This window comes from Micromonospora sp. NPDC005367 (genome assembly GCF_040606825.1).
In the GTDB taxonomy this organism is placed as follows: Bacteria; Actinomycetota; Actinomycetes; order Mycobacteriales; family Micromonosporaceae; genus Micromonospora.
This window is the reverse complement of the sequence record NZ_JBEXFP010000044.1, coordinates 39,133-56,335: the sequence shown is the minus strand read 5'-3', so window position 1 is coordinate 56,335 and position 17,203 is coordinate 39,133. Positions and strand designations below refer to the sequence as shown.

14 protein-coding genes are annotated in these 17,203 nt (G+C 72.0%); 9 read left to right on the top strand and 5 right to left on the bottom strand.

The genetic code is table 11. The annotated features are described in order from the left end of the window. Positions 1-160: 160 nt before the first annotated feature. Positions 161-1,498: a biotin carboxylase N-terminal domain-containing protein gene (locus ABZS42_RS25110; RefSeq protein WP_355149189.1), complete on the top strand. Its 1,338-nt coding sequence runs from the start codon at positions 161-163 to the stop codon at positions 1,496-1,498. Positions 1,499-1,733: 235 nt separating this feature from the next. Continuing rightward, positions 1,734-2,645: a hydroxymethylglutaryl-CoA lyase gene (locus ABZS42_RS25105; RefSeq protein ID WP_355149187.1), complete on the top strand. Its 912-nt coding sequence runs from the start codon at positions 1,734-1,736 to the stop codon at positions 2,643-2,645. Positions 2,646-2,783: 138 nt separating this feature from the next. Here the strand turns inward: ABZS42_RS25105 and ABZS42_RS25100 are convergent, their stop codons facing one another. Then, on the bottom strand, positions 2,784-3,359 hold the full coding sequence (locus ABZS42_RS25100; protein WP_355149185.1) for a snapalysin family zinc-dependent metalloprotease: 576 nt from the start codon (positions 3,357-3,359) through the stop codon (positions 2,784-2,786). A 159-nt stretch (positions 3,360-3,518) separates the two neighbouring features. Between ABZS42_RS25100 and ABZS42_RS25095 the strand changes: the two genes are divergently transcribed. The 3 genes from ABZS42_RS25095 to ABZS42_RS25085 all read left to right on the top strand — a co-directional run bounded on the left by ABZS42_RS25095 (position 3,519) and on the right by ABZS42_RS25085 (position 9,080). Further along, the gene (locus ABZS42_RS25095) at positions 3,519-5,051 is read left to right on the top strand and encodes an acyl-CoA carboxylase subunit beta (protein WP_355149183.1); all 1,533 of its coding nucleotides are present in this window, start codon (positions 3,519-3,521) and stop codon (positions 5,049-5,051) included. A 67-nt stretch (positions 5,052-5,118) separates the two neighbouring features. Next, a complete protein-coding gene (locus ABZS42_RS25090) occupies positions 5,119-6,267 on the top strand; it encodes an acyl-CoA dehydrogenase family protein (RefSeq protein WP_355149181.1) in 1,149 nt (382 codons plus the stop codon). 140 nt (positions 6,268-6,407) lie between these two features. Further along, positions 6,408-9,080 carry a helix-turn-helix domain-containing protein gene (locus ABZS42_RS25085; protein ID WP_355149179.1) on the top strand — a complete coding sequence of 891 codons (2,673 nt, stop codon included), beginning with the start codon at positions 6,408-6,410 and terminating at the stop codon, positions 9,078-9,080. A 300-nt stretch (positions 9,081-9,380) separates the two neighbouring features. On the opposite strand, the gene ABZS42_RS25080 is transcribed toward ABZS42_RS25085, so the two are convergent. Beyond that, the gene (locus ABZS42_RS25080) at positions 9,381-9,875 is read right to left on the bottom strand and encodes a MarR family transcriptional regulator (protein WP_355149177.1); all 495 of its coding nucleotides are present in this window, start codon (positions 9,873-9,875) and stop codon (positions 9,381-9,383) included. A gap of 98 nt (positions 9,876-9,973) precedes the next feature. Between ABZS42_RS25080 and ABZS42_RS25075 the strand changes: the two genes are divergently transcribed. Together ABZS42_RS25075 and ABZS42_RS25070 are read left to right on the top strand one after the other, a co-directional pair. After that, positions 9,974-10,555 carry a YceI family protein gene (locus tag ABZS42_RS25075; protein WP_355149175.1) on the top strand — a complete coding sequence of 194 codons (582 nt, stop codon included), beginning with the start codon at positions 9,974-9,976 and terminating at the stop codon, positions 10,553-10,555. A gap of 285 nt (positions 10,556-10,840) precedes the next feature. Next, entirely contained in the window at positions 10,841-12,319 is a 1,479-nt protein-coding gene (locus tag ABZS42_RS25070; protein ID WP_355149173.1) for a glutamate--cysteine ligase, read from the top strand. 184 nt (positions 12,320-12,503) lie between these two features. On the opposite strand, the gene ABZS42_RS25065 is transcribed toward ABZS42_RS25070, so the two are convergent. Then, a complete protein-coding gene (locus tag ABZS42_RS25065) occupies positions 12,504-13,907 on the bottom strand; it encodes a hypothetical protein (RefSeq protein ID WP_355149171.1) in 1,404 nt (467 codons plus the stop codon). Positions 13,908-14,029: 122 nt separating this feature from the next. On the opposite strand from ABZS42_RS25065, the gene ABZS42_RS25060 reads away from it, so the two are divergent. Beyond that, complete coding sequence (locus ABZS42_RS25060) at positions 14,030-14,710, top strand: PASTA domain-containing protein (protein WP_355149169.1); 681 nt, start codon at positions 14,030-14,032, stop codon at positions 14,708-14,710. Between the two features lie 144 nt (positions 14,711-14,854). Continuing rightward, the gene (locus tag ABZS42_RS25055) at positions 14,855-15,649 is read left to right on the top strand and encodes a PASTA domain-containing protein (RefSeq protein ID WP_355149167.1); all 795 of its coding nucleotides are present in this window, start codon (positions 14,855-14,857) and stop codon (positions 15,647-15,649) included. Between the two features lie 35 nt (positions 15,650-15,684). On the opposite strand, the gene ABZS42_RS25050 is transcribed toward ABZS42_RS25055, so the two are convergent. Together ABZS42_RS25050 and ABZS42_RS25045 are read right to left on the bottom strand one after the other, a co-directional pair. After that, positions 15,685-16,161 (bottom strand): hypothetical protein, encoded by a 477-nt coding sequence (locus ABZS42_RS25050; protein ID WP_355149165.1) that lies wholly within the window; start codon positions 16,159-16,161, stop codon positions 15,685-15,687. A 100-nt stretch (positions 16,162-16,261) separates the two neighbouring features. Continuing rightward, complete coding sequence (locus ABZS42_RS25045; protein ID WP_355149163.1) at positions 16,262-16,555, bottom strand: hypothetical protein; 294 nt, start codon at positions 16,553-16,555, stop codon at positions 16,262-16,264. Positions 16,556-17,203 lie beyond the last annotated feature (648 nt).

Here is a 17,203-nt window from a genome sequence, read left to right as displayed (position 1 = left end):
GCCCTGCGCGACCGGATCGCCGAGCTGGAGGATCAGGTGCGCCGGGCGCACGGCGAGGACGGCAACGGCGGCTCCCAGGTGCGGGGGCGGGGGCTCGTGCGCGACGGGGGTGGCATGGTTCGCTGGGGGCCGTCCCAAACCCTGGACGCCTGGAGGAAACATGATCGAGTCGCTGCTGGTCGCCAACCGAGGCGAGATCGCCCGCCGGATCATCCGTACCGCCAGGCGGCTCGGCGTCCGGGCGATCGCGGTGCACTCGGAGGCCGACGCCGACCTGCCGTTCGTCGCCGAGGCCGACGAGGCGGTGTGTGTGGGGCCGGCCAACCCGGCGCAGAGCTACCGCAACGTCGAGGCGATCCTCGACGCCGCCAAGTCCACCGGGGCGCAGGCCATCCACCCCGGGTACGGGTTCCTGTCGGAGAACGCCGACTTCGCCCGTACCGTCGAGTCGAGCGGGCTGGTCTGGGTCGGGCCCGGCGCCGACGCGATCGCCGCGATGGGCGACAAGATCAATGCCCGGAACCTCATGGCGGCGGCCGGTGTCCCGGTCGCCCCCGGCACCACCGAGCCCGCCGCCGACCTCGCGGCGGCGGTCGCCGCCGCGGCCGAGATCGGCTACCCGGTGATGGTGAAGGCCGCGGCCGGCGGTGGCGGCATGGGCATGGGTGTCGCTACCGACGAGGCGGCGCTGCGCACCGAGTACGACAAGGTGCGCTCGTTCGCCGAGCGGATGTTCGGTGACGGCTCGGTGCTGATCGAGCGGTACTTCCCGCGGGTTCGCCACGTCGAGGTGCAGATTCTCGGCCTCGCCGACGGTCGCGTGGTCGCGCTCGGCGAGCGCGAGTGCTCGGTGCAGCGACGTAACCAGAAGCTGGTCGAGGAGTCCCCGTCACCGGCGGTCGACGCCGAGCTGCGGGAGCGGTTCCTCGCCGCCGCCGTGCGGGCCGGCGAGGCGGTGAACTACCGCAACGCGGGCACCGTCGAGTGCCTGCTGGACCCGACCACGCAGGAGTTCTTCTTCCTGGAGATGAACACCAGGCTCCAGGTCGAGCACCCGGTGACCGAGCTGGTGTATGGCATCGACCTGGTGGCGGAGCAGCTGCGGGTGGCCTCAGGGCTGGCCCCGACGTTCGACCCGGAGGCGCTGGTCCCGCGCGGGCACGCGATCGAGCTGAGGATCAACGCCGAGGACCCGAAGCGTTTCCTCCCCGGCCCGGGCGTGATCAGCACGTGGACCGAGCCGGTCGGTGAGGGCGTACGGGTGGACTCCGGCTACGCCGCCGGCAACACGGTCACCCCGTTCTACGACAGCCTGATGGCGAAGCTGATCGTCAGCGGGGCGGACCGGGCCGAGGCGATCGAGCGTGCGAAGGCGGCCGTGGCCGGGTTCGAGATTGCCGGCCCCAAGTGCAATCTCCCCTTCTTCGCCGAACTGCTGGAGCACCCGGACTTCCTCTCCGGCGACTACGACACCCGCATCGTCACCCACCTCCGCTGACCCCAACCCCAACCCCACCCCGGCCCGGCCCGGAGGCCCGGAGGCCTTGCCCGGCCCGGACTGGCCCGGACTGGCCCGGACTGGACCGGCCCGGACTGGACCGCTTGATCATGAAGTTGTTGCCCTGCGCCGCCCGGTGTGTCGCAGCAACAACTTCATGATCAACCCGTGGCGCGGGTGGGGTGACATGCTGGGGGTGAACAGGACCAGCACCGTCACAGTGAGGTGACCCCTTATGACGAGCCTGCCGAACTCCGTGTCGATCCGGGAGGTCGGACCCCGCGACGGGTTGCAGAACGAGGACCCGATCCCGACTGACGCCAAGGTGCGCCTGCTCGACGCGCTCTCCCACACCGGCGTCAAGCGGATCGAGGCGGTCTCCTTTGTGCACCCGAAGGCGATCCCGCAGATGGCCGACGCGGACGAGGTGTGGCAACGCGCCGACCGGGTCGACGGGGTGCGCTACTCGGCGTTGGTGCCGAACACCCGCGGCGCGCAGCGCGCGCTGGCCGCCGGGTTCACCGAGATCGAGGTGGTGGTCTCGGCCAGCGACACGCACAACCGGCGCAACGTCAACCGCTCGACGGAGGAGTCGCTGGACGACATCGCCGAGTTGATCGACCTGCTGCACGGTGCGGGCGCGCGCGCCGAGGTGATCGTCGCGACCAGCTTCGGCTGCCCGTACGAAGGGGACATCGACCCGCAGCGGGTCGCCGGGATCGTGGATCGGGTCGTCCGCGACGGGGCCGACCGGGTCGCGTTCGGTGACACCACGGGAATGGGTACGCCGCGCCGGGTGCGCGAGCTGCTGACGGCGGTACGCGACCGCAACGCGCACATCCCGGTGCTGTTGCACTTCCACAACACCCGCGGCACGGCCCTGGCGAACCTGCTCACCGCGTTGGAGCTGGGGGTCATCGAGTTCGACGCCAGCATCGGTGGCCTCGGCGGCTGCCCGTACGCCCCGGGGGCGAGCGGCAACCTCGCCACCGAGGAGGCGGTGCACATGCTGCACGACATGGGCATCGACACCGGCATCGACCTGGACGCGCTGGTCGAGGTCGCCGAACTGGCCGAGCGGCTGGTGGGCCGGCAGCTGCCGTCCGGTGTGCTCCGCGCCGGGCCACGTACGCGACTGGCCCGATAGGCGGGGCGGGTCCCGTTCCGGACCGTCGCACGGCGCAGGGGCCGGCACGACGCCGACCCCTGCACCAGCCTGCTGCCGGCATTTGCGAACCGGCGCTGTCGGCCTCTGCGAACCGGCGTGCTGCCGGTTCCCGGTCGGTCAGCCCACCGTCACGGCGGTGGCCGGCCAGCTGTCGCGGAAGATCTGGCTTCCGGTGCTGTCGGTGGCGCGTTCGGTGGCGATGCGGGTGCCGGCGAAGAGGTTGCTGACCCGGTTCGCCTCGGTCGTGCTCGGGTACGGGTTCGTGCAGCTGGTGCCGGCGCTGCCGCCGGACATCAGGATCGCGCAGTTTCCGTTGTAGTTGTCCGGCAGGCCGAGGATGTGCCCGATCTCGTGGGTCATGATGCGCAGCGGGCTGTACTGCTGGGCCTGCTGGGTGTCGATGTAGACCCGGCCGTTGCCGAGGCTGGTCCGGATGGCGTAGGAGCCACCGCCGGTGATCTGGTAGATCCGCAGGTTCGAGCCGCAGTTCGCCGACAGGGTCAGGTTCGTCGTGGCGTTGTTCCAGATCGAGGCGGCCTGGCCGGCGACGCCGGCGAAGCTCCCCGCCTGGCTGGTGTTGTAGCAGATGGTCATGGCGGCGGACGCCGGTGCCGGGTTTGCCACCGTGACGCCGAGGGTGGCAAGCGCCGTCGCGACGGAGGCGGCCGCAAGCCGGCCGATTCGTGAGGTCATGACGCACTCCAATCCGGAAGGTGCTGGGGTGCCAGGAGCCTAGCCATAGAGATAGGTCGATATCAATATCTGGCGGGATGGTCGTCGGCCGAGTGGTCCGTCGTGACCGGGATGCGCTAACCTAACGATCGTTCAGGTCGGTACGGCGAGGGGGTCGGCGTGACGCTCGACGGTGAGGCACTGGAGCAGCTGCGCAAGCGGGCCAAGGCCGGCGGGGCGGACAAGTACCACGCGGCGAACGCCGCCAAGGGCAAGCTCTTCGCCCGGGAGCGGGTCGCGCTCCTGGTCGACGAGGGCAGCTTCGTCGAGGACGGCCTCTACGCCAACGCGCTGGCCGACGGGCTCCCCGCCGACGGCGTGGTGACCGGCACCGCCACCATCGACGGCCGGCCGGTCTGCCTGATGGCGAACGACTCCACGGTCAAGGCCGGCAGTTGGGGCGCCCGGACGGTCGAGAAGATCATTCGGATCATCGAGCGGGCGTACGACACGGGCGTACCCATGGTTTACCTGGTCGACTCGGCCGGCGCCCGGATCACCGACCAGGTCGAGCTCTTCCCCGGTCGACGCGGCGCCGGAAAGATCTTCTGGAACCAGGTTCGCGCCTCCGGCTCCATTCCGCAGGTCTGTGCCCTGTTCGGACCGAGCGCTGCCGGCGGGGCGTACATCCCGGCCTTCTGCGACGTGGTGGCCATGGTCGAGGGCAACGCCAGCATGTACCTCGGCTCGGACCGGATGGTCGAGATGGTCACCGGCGAGAAGACCACGTTGGAGGCGATGGGCGGGGCGAAGGTGCACTGCGCCGAGTCCGGCGTCGGGCACTTCCTCTGCAAGACCGACGCCGAGGCGCTCGACGTGGTGAAGCGCTACCTGTCGTACCTGCCGGCGAACTGGACGCAGACCCCGCCGGTCGGCGAGGCCGTGCCGGCGCCCGAGAAGGCCGACCTGGCCGCGCTGGTGCCGGCGAGCGAGCGGCAGGCGTTCGACATGCGACGGTACGTCAAGGGCCTGCTCGACGAGGGGTCCTTCTTCGAGATCCAGGCGCTCTGGGCCAAGGAGCTGACCATCGGCTTCGGCCGGCTGAACGGCGAGGTCGTCGGCGTGGTCGGCAACAACTCGATGTTCAAGGGTGGCGTCCTCTTCGTCGACTCGGCCGACAAGGCCACCCGGTTCGTGCAGCTCTGCGACGCGTTCAACGTGCCGCTGCTGTTCCTGAGCGACGTACCCGGCTTCATGGTCGGCAGTGCGGTGGAGAAGCAGGGCATCATCCGGCACGGCGCGAAAATGATCACCGCGATCTCCGAGGCGACCGTGCCGAAGATCTGCGTCGTGGTCCGCAAGGCGTACGGCGCGGGTCTCTACGCGATGGCCGGCCCCGGCTTCGAGCCGGACGCCACGATCGCGCTCCCCACCGCGAAGATCGCCGTGATGGGCGCCGAGGCGGCGGTGAACGCCGTCTACGCCAACAAGATCGCCGCGATCGCCGACGCGGCGGAGCGCGCCGCCTTCGTCGCCGCCAAGCGCGAGGAGTACGAGCGCGACATCGACATCGTCCGCCTCGCCAGCGAGCTGGTGGTCGACGCGATCGTTGAGCCGTACGAGCTGCGGGCCGAACTGGTCCGCCGCTTCGCCGCCGCGCGCGGCAAGGATCGCAGCTTCTCCCGGCGCCGGCACGGCGTCACCCCGGTCTGATCGACCGGTCCCGCGTCTGCCGCCGGCGTCACGAGCGCCCGGTCGGCCTGTCCGTACAGGAGGAACCATGGACTTCCGGCTCACCGAGGAACAAGAGGCACTGCGGGAGAGCGTGCGGGACTTCGCGCGCGAGGTGGTCGCGCCGGTCATCGCCGAGCACTACGAGAAGCACACCTTCCCGTACGAGGTGGTCCGGCAGATGGGCAAGATGGGCCTCTTCGGGCTGCCCTTCGCCGAGGAGTACGGCGGCATGGGCGGCAACTACTTCACGCTCTGCCTCGCGCTGGAGGAACTGGCCCGGGTCGACTCCAGCGTGGCCATCACGCTGGAGGCCGCGATCTCCCTCGGCGCGATGCCGATCTACCGGTTCGGCACCGAGGAGCAGAAGGCCCAGTGGCTGCCGAAGCTGATCAGCGGCGAGGCCCTGGCCGGCTTCGGGCTCACCGAACCGGGCGTCGGCTCGGACGCGGGAGGCACCCAGACCCGTGCCGTGCTCGACGGCGACGAGTGGGTGATCAACGGCTCGAAGGCGTTCATCACCAACTCCGGCACGGACATCACCACGCTGGTCACGGTCACCGCGGTCACCGGCACCCGGCCGGACGGCTCGAAGGAGCTCTCCACGATCATCGTGCCCTCGGGCACCCCGGGTTTCACCGTCGCGCCGGGGTACTCGAAGGTGGGTTGGAACGCCTCCGACACCCACGAGCTGACCTTCGACGACTGCCGGGTACCGGCGGGCAACCTGCTCGGTGAGCGGGGCCGGGGCTTCGCCCAGTTCCTGCGTATCCTCGACGAGGGGCGGATCGCCATCGCCGCGCTCGCCGTCGGCCTCGCGCAGGGCTGCGTCGACGAGTCGCTGAAGTACGCCCGGGAGCGGCACGCCTTCGGCCAGCCGATCGGGAACTACCAGGCCATCCAGTTCAAGATCGCCGACATGGAGATGCGGGCACACACGGCCCGGTTGGCGTATTACGACGCGGCGGCGCGGATGCTCGCGGGTGAGCCGTTCAAGCGGCAGGCCGCCATTGCCAAGCTGCACGCCAGCACCATCGCGGTGGACAACGCCCGGGAGGCCACCCAGATCCACGGCGGCTACGGCTTCATGAACGAGTACCCGGTGGCCCGGTTCTGGCGGGACTCGAAGATCCTCGAGATCGGTGAGGGCACCAGCGAGGTGCAGCGGATGATCATCGCCCGCGACCTCGGCCTCTGAGGACACCGGCCGTGAGGAGGGCGGGCGGCGACGGTTGTCGCGAGGGCGGGCGGCGACGGCTGTCGGATTTCCGCTGACGAACGTCGGCAGCCCGACGCTGAGCTGCCGGACCTCGTACCTGGTCCGTAGTCTTCCACTCCGTGACTCCGGCTCGTGATCGCTCGCCCGGCCCGGCCGACGGCTTCGGCCTGCCGGAATTCCTGCGGGGGCACCGGCTCGCCGCCGGCCTCACCCAGGCCGAGCTGGCGAACCGCGCCGGGGTGGGCGTGCGGACGGTGCGTGACCTGGAACGCGGCCGCTCCTCCCGGCCTCAGCGGACCACCGTCGAGCTGCTGGCCGGGGCGCTCGAGCTCAGCGGCGCCGCCCGTACGGCGTTCCTCACCGTGGCTCGGGGGCCGGTCGGAGTCGAACCGGCCGCCCCGACGTCGGGCTCGGCGGCGGCCACCCGGTTCGGCACCGGGGAACCCGGGCTCGCGCTGACGTTGCCGCCGCCGGTCGAGTTGATCGGGCGCGACCGGGACGTCGACGAGCTGGTCGCCATGCTGACCGACGAGCGCGGTCCCCGACTGGTGAGCCTTGTCGGCCTGGCGGGAGTCGGCAAGTCCGCGCTGGCCCTGACCGTTGGTCACGCGGTGGCGGGCAGCCACCCCGGCGGCGTCGCCGGGGTGCTGATCGGGGAGGGGTCGGACGCGCACGACGTGCTCGCCATCTCGGTGGCCGTGTTCGGCGCGACCCGCGCGCCGGAACTCGCCGCCCGCCTTGCCGGCCGTCCGGCGCTGCTCGTGGTGGACGCCGCCGAGCGCGCCACTGGTTCGGTGGCCGAGGTGCTGCACCGGCTGATCGCCGCCGTGCCGTCGCTCCGGGTGCTGGTCACCGGGCGGCATCCGGTCGGCCTGTCCGGGGAGCGGGTGTGGCCGGTGACGCCCCTCGAGGTGCCGCCCCCGGAGGCGGAGGTGTCCGGGCCCGCGGCGCTGACCGGGTGGCCGGCGGCCGAACTCTTCATCGCTCGTCTCGCCCAGGTGCGCCGCGAGCCGCCCGCGCCCGCTGAGCTGCCGGCCATCGCGGCGCTCGTTCGCCGGCTCGGTGGCCTGCCGCTCGCCATCGAACTGGTGGCCGCGCGCGGACGGGTTCTCGACCCGGCCGAGCTGCTCGATCGGTACGGCGACCGCGTTCTCGACCTCGCCACCCCCGACACGTACGCGCAGAGTCGAGGCTGGGGGCGGCGCGGGGCAGAGCCGGACGCCCCCTCGGTGGCGGTCACGCTCCGGGACGCCGTGGCGGCCAGCTACCGGCTGCTCGCCCCGGAGGAGCGGGTCGCGCTGTGCCGGCTCGCCGCGTTCGGCCATCGCTGGTCCGTCGAACTGGCCGAGGAGATGCTCGCCTGCGAGGCGGACGCGGACGGCGCGGTGGCGATCGATCCCGTTCCGGTGCTGGACCGGCTCGCCGAGCTCGGCCTGCTGAGCGTCTGCGGCACCGGGCCGTTGCGGTTCCGTCTGCTGGACGCGGTCCGCGAATTCGCCATCGAGCAGGCCGCGGGGGCCGGAAAGTTGACGCACATCCGCCGTCGGCACGCCGGAGTGATCGCCGCGCTGGTTGCCCGCATCGTGCCCGACCTGGTCGGCGCCCGCCTCACCGGTGCTGTGCGGCGGCTCGACAAGATGAACGGTGACATCAGCGCCGCGCTGGCGCACGCGGCCACCGACGATCCACTGACCGCACTGCGGCTCGCGTCGGGACTGTCGCGCTGGTGGCGGTTCCGGGGGCGCGACGTGGCCGGGCGGCAGTGGCTGCGCAGGCTGCTGGCCGACCCCCGTACCGCTGACGCCGACCCGGCCCTGCGGGCGTGGGCGGAGCTGGGGGCGGCCCGGCTCGCCGCCGAGCACGGGTCCGCCGACGAGGAACTGCCCGCGGCGTGGGCGGCCCTGGACACGTTCCGGCGTACCGGCGACGTGCCGGGGCAGCTCGCGGCACGTACCGTGCTCGGCAGCCTGCTGATCCGCACCGGCTGCCCGGTGGAGGCTCGGGAGCAGGCCGAGGCGGTGCTGCAGTTGGCCACGCGGCACGGACGGATCCGGGACGTGGCGGTGGCTCAGACCTATCTGGCCTGGCACGAGGTCCGCCTCGCCGACCTGGCCGGGGCTCGGCGTCGGCTCGCCGCGGTGGACCGGATCGCCGCCGAGCGTGGGGAGCAGCGGCTGCGGGTCCTGGCGCGGGCGAACCTGGTCGAGGTGGCCCGGCTGGAGGGGCGGTACGGCGACGCCGTCGACCAGGGCCGCCGGGTGGTGGCGATGCTCGCGGAGCTGGGTGATCCGGGGCATCGCCGCCGGATGCTCGGCCGGGTAGGGCTGGCGCTGGCCCAGGGCGGCCGGGAGGATGAAGCCGCCGAGGTGCTGGCCGAGCTTCGGGCCTGTGCCCCGGTGCGACCACGGCTGCGTCCCCGGTGGGAACATCCCGTGCCTCGGCAGCGGCCGGCCGCCGCGCCAGCGGGCCTGGCCGCCGACCACGTCGGGTGGCGGTGGCCGCATCTGGAGGCGGGAATCTGCGCGCTGATCGAGGGCAACCTGGCGCTGCACCAGGGCGATCGGGAGTTGGCGGCCGAGTGGTTCAGCGCGGCGGTTGAGGCCGGTGCGGATGGTTACGACCGCCGCGACACGGTGGAGGCGCTTGTCGGACTCGCCGCGAGCACCGGCGACCCGGCTTTGTTGGACCGGCTGGAGCGGGTGTGCCAGGAGGGCGCGATGCGGCTGTTGCCGCACGAGCAGGAGTTGCTCTACGCGCTGGTCGCCGTCCGGGGAGGTCGGGCGTCCCGGTAGAACGAGTGGAGCGCGGCGAATGGCTTCGGCCCGTGCGGGCGGTCGGAGCCGGCTCGGCGGCTCGTGCGGGCGGCGGTCTCACCGCTCCGGGTCGAACCGCTGCCCCGGTCGGAGTGGCGCGGGCGAAGAGCCCCCTCGTTGCTAACCCCTCGCTGTCCGCCCGCGCCGGCACCCCCCGGTGATCCCGTGCTGAGGCGAAGACTAGCCAGCGAGTGCCGGTAGGTTGGTCCGATTTCGCAATCGGTGTCCGGTGGTCCGGCGGTTCTGCCGGTCTTTCTGCCGGTACGTCTTTGCCCGCGGTCAGGCGGCCGGCTCCTCCGCGTCCCCGCACCTGCCGCTCCCAGCGGTGGCGCAGGGATGTACGGCGTCGCGGACCCGTCGGAGGGCGTCGAGCAGCGCATCCAGCGACTTCGGGTCGAGTTGACCGATGAACCACTCCTCGATGATGCGCAGGTGCCCGGGGAGCACCTCGTTCAGGCGCTGAAGCCCGGCGTCGGTCACCACCGCGAAGGAGCTGCGCCGGTCGGAGGGGCAGGCGCGGCGGGTGAGCAGGCCGTCGCGTTCCATCCGGTCGACCACCCGGGTCACACCGCTGGTGGAGAGGGTGGTCTGGGCGGCGAGATCGGTCATCCGGAGCTGGTTGTTGGGCGAGCGGGCCAGCCGTGTGAGCACCTCGAACTCGACCGGGGATAGATCATGTTCTTCGAATTGGGCGGCGAACCGGGCTGACAGCGCGGCGTGCACCTCGTACAGGAGGCCAATGGCGGTGATCCCGGGGGCGTCGAACACGTTCATCACCCCTGCATCCTATCAGTTATTGACACGGGGAATATCCAGCTGGCTATAGTTGTTACGTCAGCCGTTGGGCTACTAAACCAATCTGGAGGAGCATCATGACCAGCAGCACCGAGGCTGTGACCCGCGAGTGGGAGGGTCTCACCATTCCCACCCCCGGCACGTACGCGCTGGATGCCGCGCACAAGCGCGTCGGCTTCGTTGCGCGCCACATGATGGTGTCCAAGGTGCGTGGCGAGTTCACCGAGGCCGCCGCCACGATCACCGTAGCCGAGGACCCCATGCAGTCCTCCGTCACCGCGACCATCCAGGCCGCCAGCATCCACACCGGCGCGGCTGACCGCGACGCCCACGTGCGCAGCGGTGACTTCCTCGATGTCGAGAAGTTCCAGACCCTGGAGTTCCGTAGCACCGGGGTGAAGTCCCGCCACGGCAACGAGTTCGTTCTCCTCGGCGAGCTGACCATCAGGGACGTGACCCGCCCGGTCGAGCTGCACGTCGAGTTCGAGGGCGTCGGCCGCAGCCCCTTCGGCCAGGACATCTTCGGCTTCTCGGCCAAGACGGAGATCGACCGCGAGGAATTCGGCCTGACCTGGAACGTCGCGATCGAGAGCGGCGGTGTGCTGGTCGGCAAGAAGATCAAGATTGAGATCGAGGGCGAGGCCGTCCGGCAGGCCTGACCCCGGTTCGTACGCTCGGGCCCGCGCCAGACATCGGCGCGGGCCCCGCGTCGTATTCATGTGCGGATCGTCACCACTCGGGCACGGAGCTGACCCGATGACGCGGCGCCCCAGCTGGGTAGAGATGCCGTGGGAGCTCATCTCCTGGCCGGCCCGGCGGTCCGGTCACACGGATCGACGGCTGTCCGCCTCTGGTCCTGGCGAGGTGAGCGCTCTTAACGTTATGGGCTGACAACGCGCGTCGGGACGGTACGGCTCGGTCGCGCCTTATGCCGGGAGGGGCACATGGGCAGGGACGTCGCGCAGGGCGCCTTCTCCCGGGAGGACCGCGTCCGCTACCGGCAGAAGGTCCGGCGGTGTCTGGACGTCTTCGCCCTGATGCTGGACGACTTCGGCTTCGACGCCGACCGGCCGATGACCGGGCTGGAGATCGAGCTCAACCTGATCGACTCGACCGCCGAGCCGGCGATGCGCAACGAGGAGATCCTGGCCCATATCGCCGACCCGCTCTTCCAGACCGAGCTGGGTCAGTTCAACCTCGAACTGAACGCGCTGCCCCGGCTCATCGAGGGCACCGGCTTCGCCGACTACGAGAAAGACCTGCGCGGCAGTCTCGCCCGGGCGGACGAGCGCGCCGCCAAGTCGGACGCGAAGATCCTGCTCGTCGGCACCCTGCCCACGCTCACCGAACAGCATCTGATCGCGGACAACCTCTCCACGAACGAGCGCTACCGCGCGCTCAACGACCAGATCGTCGGCGCCCGCGGCGAGGACATCGAACTCGACATCCGGGGCGTCGAGCGGCTGCGTACGCACACCGACTCGATCGCGCCGGAGGCCGCGTGCACCAGCCTCCAGTTCCACCTCCAGGTCGCACCGGACAGCTTCGCCGACTACTGGAACGCATCGCAGGCCATCGCCGCCGTGCAGGTGGCGGTCGGCGCGAACTCCCCGTATCTCTACGGTCGGCAGCTCTGGGCCGAAACCCGGATCGCCCTGTTCGAGCAGGCCACCGACACCCGCCCGGACGAGCTCAAGGCCCAGGGCGTACGACCCCGGGTGTGGTTCGGCGAGCGGTGGATCACCTCGATCTTCGACCTGTTCGAAGAGAACGTCCGGTACTTCCCACCGCTCCTGCCCATCTGCGAGGACGAGGACCCGGTGGAGGTCCTGCACGCCGGCGGCGTACCCAGGCTCGGTGAGCTGCGCCTGCACAACGGCACGGTGTACCGGTGGAACCGGCCGGTCTACGACATCAGGGACGGCCGCCCGCACTTACGGGTGGAGAACCGGGTGCTGCCGGCCGGGCCGACGGTGGTGGACATGCTGGCCAACGCCGCGTTCTACTTCGGCCTGGCCCGCGCGCTCGCCGAGGCGGATCGCCCGATCTGGAGCCAGCTGACGTTCAGCTCCGCCGAGGAGAACTTCCACGCCGCCGCCCGACGCGGGATGGGTGCCGTTCTGCACTGGCCGAGGCTCGGCGACGTACCGGTGACGGAACTCGTGCTGGACGTCCTGTTGCCCAAGGCCGCCGCCGGCCTGGACGGTTTCGGTGTCGCACCGGCCCAGCGGGATCGCCTGCTCGGCGTGATCGAACAGCGCTGCCGTACCGGTCGCAACGGCGCGGCCTGGCAGACCGAGGCCGTCTGGGTGGCCGAACGGCACCGGGGCATGGACCGCGACGCGGCCCTGCACCACATGGCGCAGCGATACGCCGAGCTTCAGCGCAGCAACGAGCCGGTACACACCTGGCCGGTCGACTGATCTCGTCGACGGGAACTCCGGGCGCGCCCGCGCCGGCGACCACCCGCGCCGGACGGGCCAGACGGGCCGGCCGCGCCGCCGGGTGATGCCGGACCATTGGGATCGCGGCGCGACCACTGTCACGTCCGGGCCGAGGCCGAGAACTAACCGGCGTGTTCGACCGACCGCCGGTGCGCCCATGCCGTCAGCCGGTCCGACGTGGCGGCCGGGCCCGGCGGCCGGGCCGGACCGCCGGCTCGACCGGCTCAGCGCCGGTGGCGGCCTCCGGCTCGTCCGGGTCGAGCCGATCGGCTTCCCCGGTACGCGGTGCGGGCACGTGGGGGGCGGCAAAATCGCCGGGTGGCGTGACGTCCCCGCCGTCGGCGGGCCCGGTGCCGGTCGGCGACGGCGTGGGAGCCGTGCCCCCGCTCGAATCGTCCGTGGTCCGGGCCGGCACCACCTGGTCGGCGTCGGTCGGGTCCGTCCGCTCGGTCGCCTGCCCCGCCGTCTCGACCGTCCGTTCGGATCCGCTTCCCACGCCGGTCGAGGGCTCGGCGGCACGCGACGCCGCATGTCGATCACGGGCCTGCGCGAGCGCCGCCACCAGCACCGAACCGCCGATCCCGACGATCACCGCGTACGGCGCGATCAGGTGCGCCGACACCTGCTCCGGGCTGATCGCGGACAGGCGCGGTACGGCCAGCAGGTACGCCACCGCCACGAACAGCGGCCCGGCCGCGCCGGAGACGGCCGCACCGATCCGGTGCTCGGCCGAGCGGGCGGGGCGCCGGGCGGCCAGCACGCCGACCACCAGTGCGGAGCCGAGGGACAACGCCGCTCCCGGCCAGTAGAGGTAGTCGCGGATCCAGAACTCCGGCCGGTCCGAACCGATCTGCCAGATGCCGAGCTGGGCGCTGGCCAGACCGCGTCCGGCGAGCACGCCGTCGACCACCGCGACGACGGCGAGCAGCCAGAGCCAGGCCACCGTGGCGATCACGTTGCCGGCGGCCGCCCGCGAGCGCAGCGCCCAGAGCGCGGTCAACACACCCATCAGCACGCCGATCGCCGCGTACCCGGCGGCGAGCCGCTGCGGGGTGCCGGTGTCCGGGGCCACCGCGACCCGGGCGGGAACCGCGACCAGCAGCACGGTGACGAGGCCGCCCAGTCCGGCCGCGACGGCGAGGGTGACTCGCCGAAGACCTCCCGCGCCGTCGGCCGTTCGCCGACCGGCCGGCACGACGTCGTCCCGGCCGTCGAGCTGTGCGCCCCCGGACCGGGCCGGCTCGGACGAACCGGCGGGTTGCGGTGTGGCGGTGTCCGAACCGGCTCCGGACTCCGTCGGTTCCGGCTCGCGGGCCGGCGCAGCCCCGGCGGTGAGCGCGCGCTCGTGCAGCCGGTACGCGCAGATCGCGCCGAGGATGGTCGAGGTGCCGGCGATCCAGGTGGCCCAGACCAGGCTGGCGACCCACGCCTCCCGGGCCGCACCGGCGTCGGCCGGTGCCCAGTTGATGATGCCCAACCCGTAGCCGAAGCCCAGTTGGGCCGCGCCGGTGCCGGCGGCAACGCCGACGGCGGTCGCGATCGATCCTCCCCAGCCGCGTCTGGCCATGCCGGGCAGCGTAACGTCCCGTCGTCGGCGCGGCGAGTCGTCGACAACCGTCCCGCCTGGACGGTGGCGGCGGTGACTAGGCGGGAATCGGTACGGTCGCCGGTGACTGGGGCGGTGTCGGTATGACGGACGGGAACACGAGCGGGACCCTCGGCGACAGAGGCGAGGGTGGCCCGGGACGGCTCGCCGTGGTGCTCGGCGGCGGCATGATCGCCGTACTGCTCGCCGCGATCGGTGCGACCGGCGGTTGGCTGTTGGCGGCCGAGGACGTACCCCCGGAGAAGCCGGTGGCGGCGCCGAGCGCGACCGGCGCTCCGAGCGATGGTCCCACCGAGCGGCCGACGCCCACGCGGACCACGCCGTCCGCGCCACGTACTTCGGCGTCGACCCACCCGGGGTTGACCGTTCCGCCGGTGATCGGCACCGACTTCACCGACGCCCGCGACGAGCTGCGCGACCGCCGGTTGGGCTGGCGACTGGTGTTCGGTGACGGCGTGGGCCGTACGGTCGAACGCACCGACCCCGAGGTCGGCCGCGAGGTACGCCGCGGCATGACGGTGACCCTCTACGTGGCCGGACCGCCACCGGAGAACGACGTGCCGGACGTGGTCGGCGACGACTGCGACGAGGCGGCGGATGAGCTGGTCGAGGAGGGCTTCTACCCGCAGTACGGGAGCGGGAAGCAGGGCACCGTGACCGGCCAGGAGCCGTCCGAGGGGAGCCTGGCGCGCTGGAACGACGAGGTTCGGATCTGGTGTGGGTCGGAGAAGCCGAGCCAGCCGACGCTCTTCCCGGGGCTGTGACCCCGGCGGCCTGACCAGGGGCGGAGGTTGCCCGCCGTCGCCTGCGGGCGGGTCGGCACGTTGATCCGGGCCGATGGTTGCGTGGCCCGCTAGGTTGGCGGACAGAGGATCTGGACGCCCGCCCGGCTCGGGAAAGGACGTGCGATGAGCGACGACCGTCAGGAGCCACCCGCCGGTGACGGTGAAGGCGACGAGACCCGTCCGCTCCCGCGCTCCGATGCCGAGCCGGGCGACCAGACCCAACGGCTGCCCGGCCCGACGGAAGGCGCCGGGGCTCCGGGGCCCCGCCGTGGACCTTCCGACGCGACGACCCCGATGGGCCGGGCCGGGGGCCAGGGCGTCCCGCTGCGGCCGGAGCGCGTCCCACCCTGGTCCGGCCGGGCCGAGGTGCCGCCGCCCCGCCCACCCGACTATCGCGAGCCGGCCGGTGAGTGGTACCCGGAGGACCAGGGCGGGCGACGCTGGTGGCTGCCGATCCTGTGGGGCATCCTCGCCTTGCTCCTGGTGGCTCTGCTCGGCGTCGCGTTGTGGGTGCTGAACAACGCGGCGGACGAGCGGCGCGGCCCCGAGCCGAGCGTTTCCCCCTCGCTGACCACCGTGGCGCCGACCAGCGTCACCCCGACCTCGGCCGAGCCGACGACCGCGTCACCGAGCAGTGCCTCGCCGACGGCCACTGAGGCGGTGGAAGTGCCGGTGCCGCCGCTGGCCGGCCTGCCGCGGGTGAGCGCGGAGGCGCTGCTCGACCGGCTCGGGCTGAGCTATCGGGTGGAGTTCCGCCCGTCGGAGTTGCCGCCCGGGCGCGTGATCGGCACGGTCCCGGAGACCGGCACGTTGGTGACCGAGGACGACGAGATCGTCCTCCTGATCTCCGAGGCCACCACCACGACGTCTCCGAGCAGCGTGCCACCGTCGGAGCCCACCCCGGCGGCTACCGCCTGACCAGCGGCGATGCCGCGGCACCGTCGAGCCGGCGGTCACCACATCCGTCGTCGGGTGCCGACCAGCCCGAGCCCGGCCAGCGAGATGGTCAGTCCGAGGATGCCGGACCAGAAGAGCACCCGCCGGGTGTCATCCGGCGCACGGCGCCCGGTGGCGGTCTCTCCGGCCAGCGTGCCGCCGCCGGAACCGCTCGCCGGGTCCCCTCCGGTCTGGTCGGCCGCGGCGTTCGGGTCGTCCGGGGCGCCGGTGCTCTCGTCGGCCAACGGGTCGCTGACGCCGGGCGTCCCGTCCCAGCCGGGCCCGTCGTCCGGGTCCGGTGAGGTCCCTTCGCCGATCACGGTGATTTCGGGAGCGGGTACCGGCTCTGGCTGCTGGGTGGTGGAGGAGAGAGCGGGGTCGCGTACCACGACCGCGAGAGTGGTGGCGGCGCCGAAGAGCGCCAGGACTCCGAAGGCGTAGGCGATTCGTGAGCGGTGTTGCCGCCGCGCGGCGGGCAGATTGAGCATGGCCATCCCAGGTTCAGGGTCCTGGATGCGCGGGGTGGAACATGCCGGGGTGGGCGTGCCCTGAGTCTAATGCGAGACACGCCCACAAAATGCGGGTTCGCGGTGCTCAGCCCACCCGGACCGGCGTACGGGAGACCGGCCGGCGCTGCCTGGCGGTGTGCGGTCGCTGCTGCGGCACGGGGCGCTGCTGCGGTACCTGCTGCAGCCCCTGGCCCTGAACGAAGATCGACCGTCGGTTGACCGCGTCCCCCGCCGCGTTCAACTCGTAGCCGTCGAGCCAGAGCCAACCGTCGTAGGTCGGCCAGTCGAGCACCCGGATCACCCGGAACTTGATGGGCCGGAGGAACTGGACACTCGCCGCGCGAGTCACGTGCAGTACGTCACCAGAGCGGGGAAGCACATGGGCTCCTGAAGGAAGTTGGCCGGCGGCCTCGCCGGCGAGTCTCGTCGGGGGGACTTTTCACGGGTCGGTGCGTCGAGGTTGTGCCTCGCGTACCGGTGGGTGGTGCGGGTGGTGGTGGTCGGGCCGTACCCGCTGGTGGCGTGCCGCCACCCGACCATCACCCGGCTGCTCCCGGGTACCGCGCCCGCCGCCACAGCCAGCTGGCGTGCAGCGGCGAGGTCATCACCCTGGAGCAGGTCTGGTTGTCGCCGGCCGGGTCGAACCGCTCGACAGGCCCCCCACGCTGCGTTGATCACCAACGGGTAGGCTGTCGAGACGGTGAGTAACCCGTGCCATACGGACAGACTGCACCAGCGACGTGCTTCATGCAAGTTGCACGTCGACTTTTGCCGATACGTGAGTGCGACACGTAAAACGGCGCTTGAAGCCGTCGGCCTCCGGGCGTCACACTGAGGAACGGTTTCGCCCGCCCGCGGCCGGTCGACGACCGGCACCACCCCGAGCCGCGAACCGTTCGCTGTCGAAGCTGCGCGCCACGGCGGACGGCGACCATCGGCGCGTTGACCGGAGGTACAGGGCGGGTGAGGGCGAACAGCCGACGATCCGGGACGACACTCCGCCGCGCACGTCGCGGGCCGGCCACCA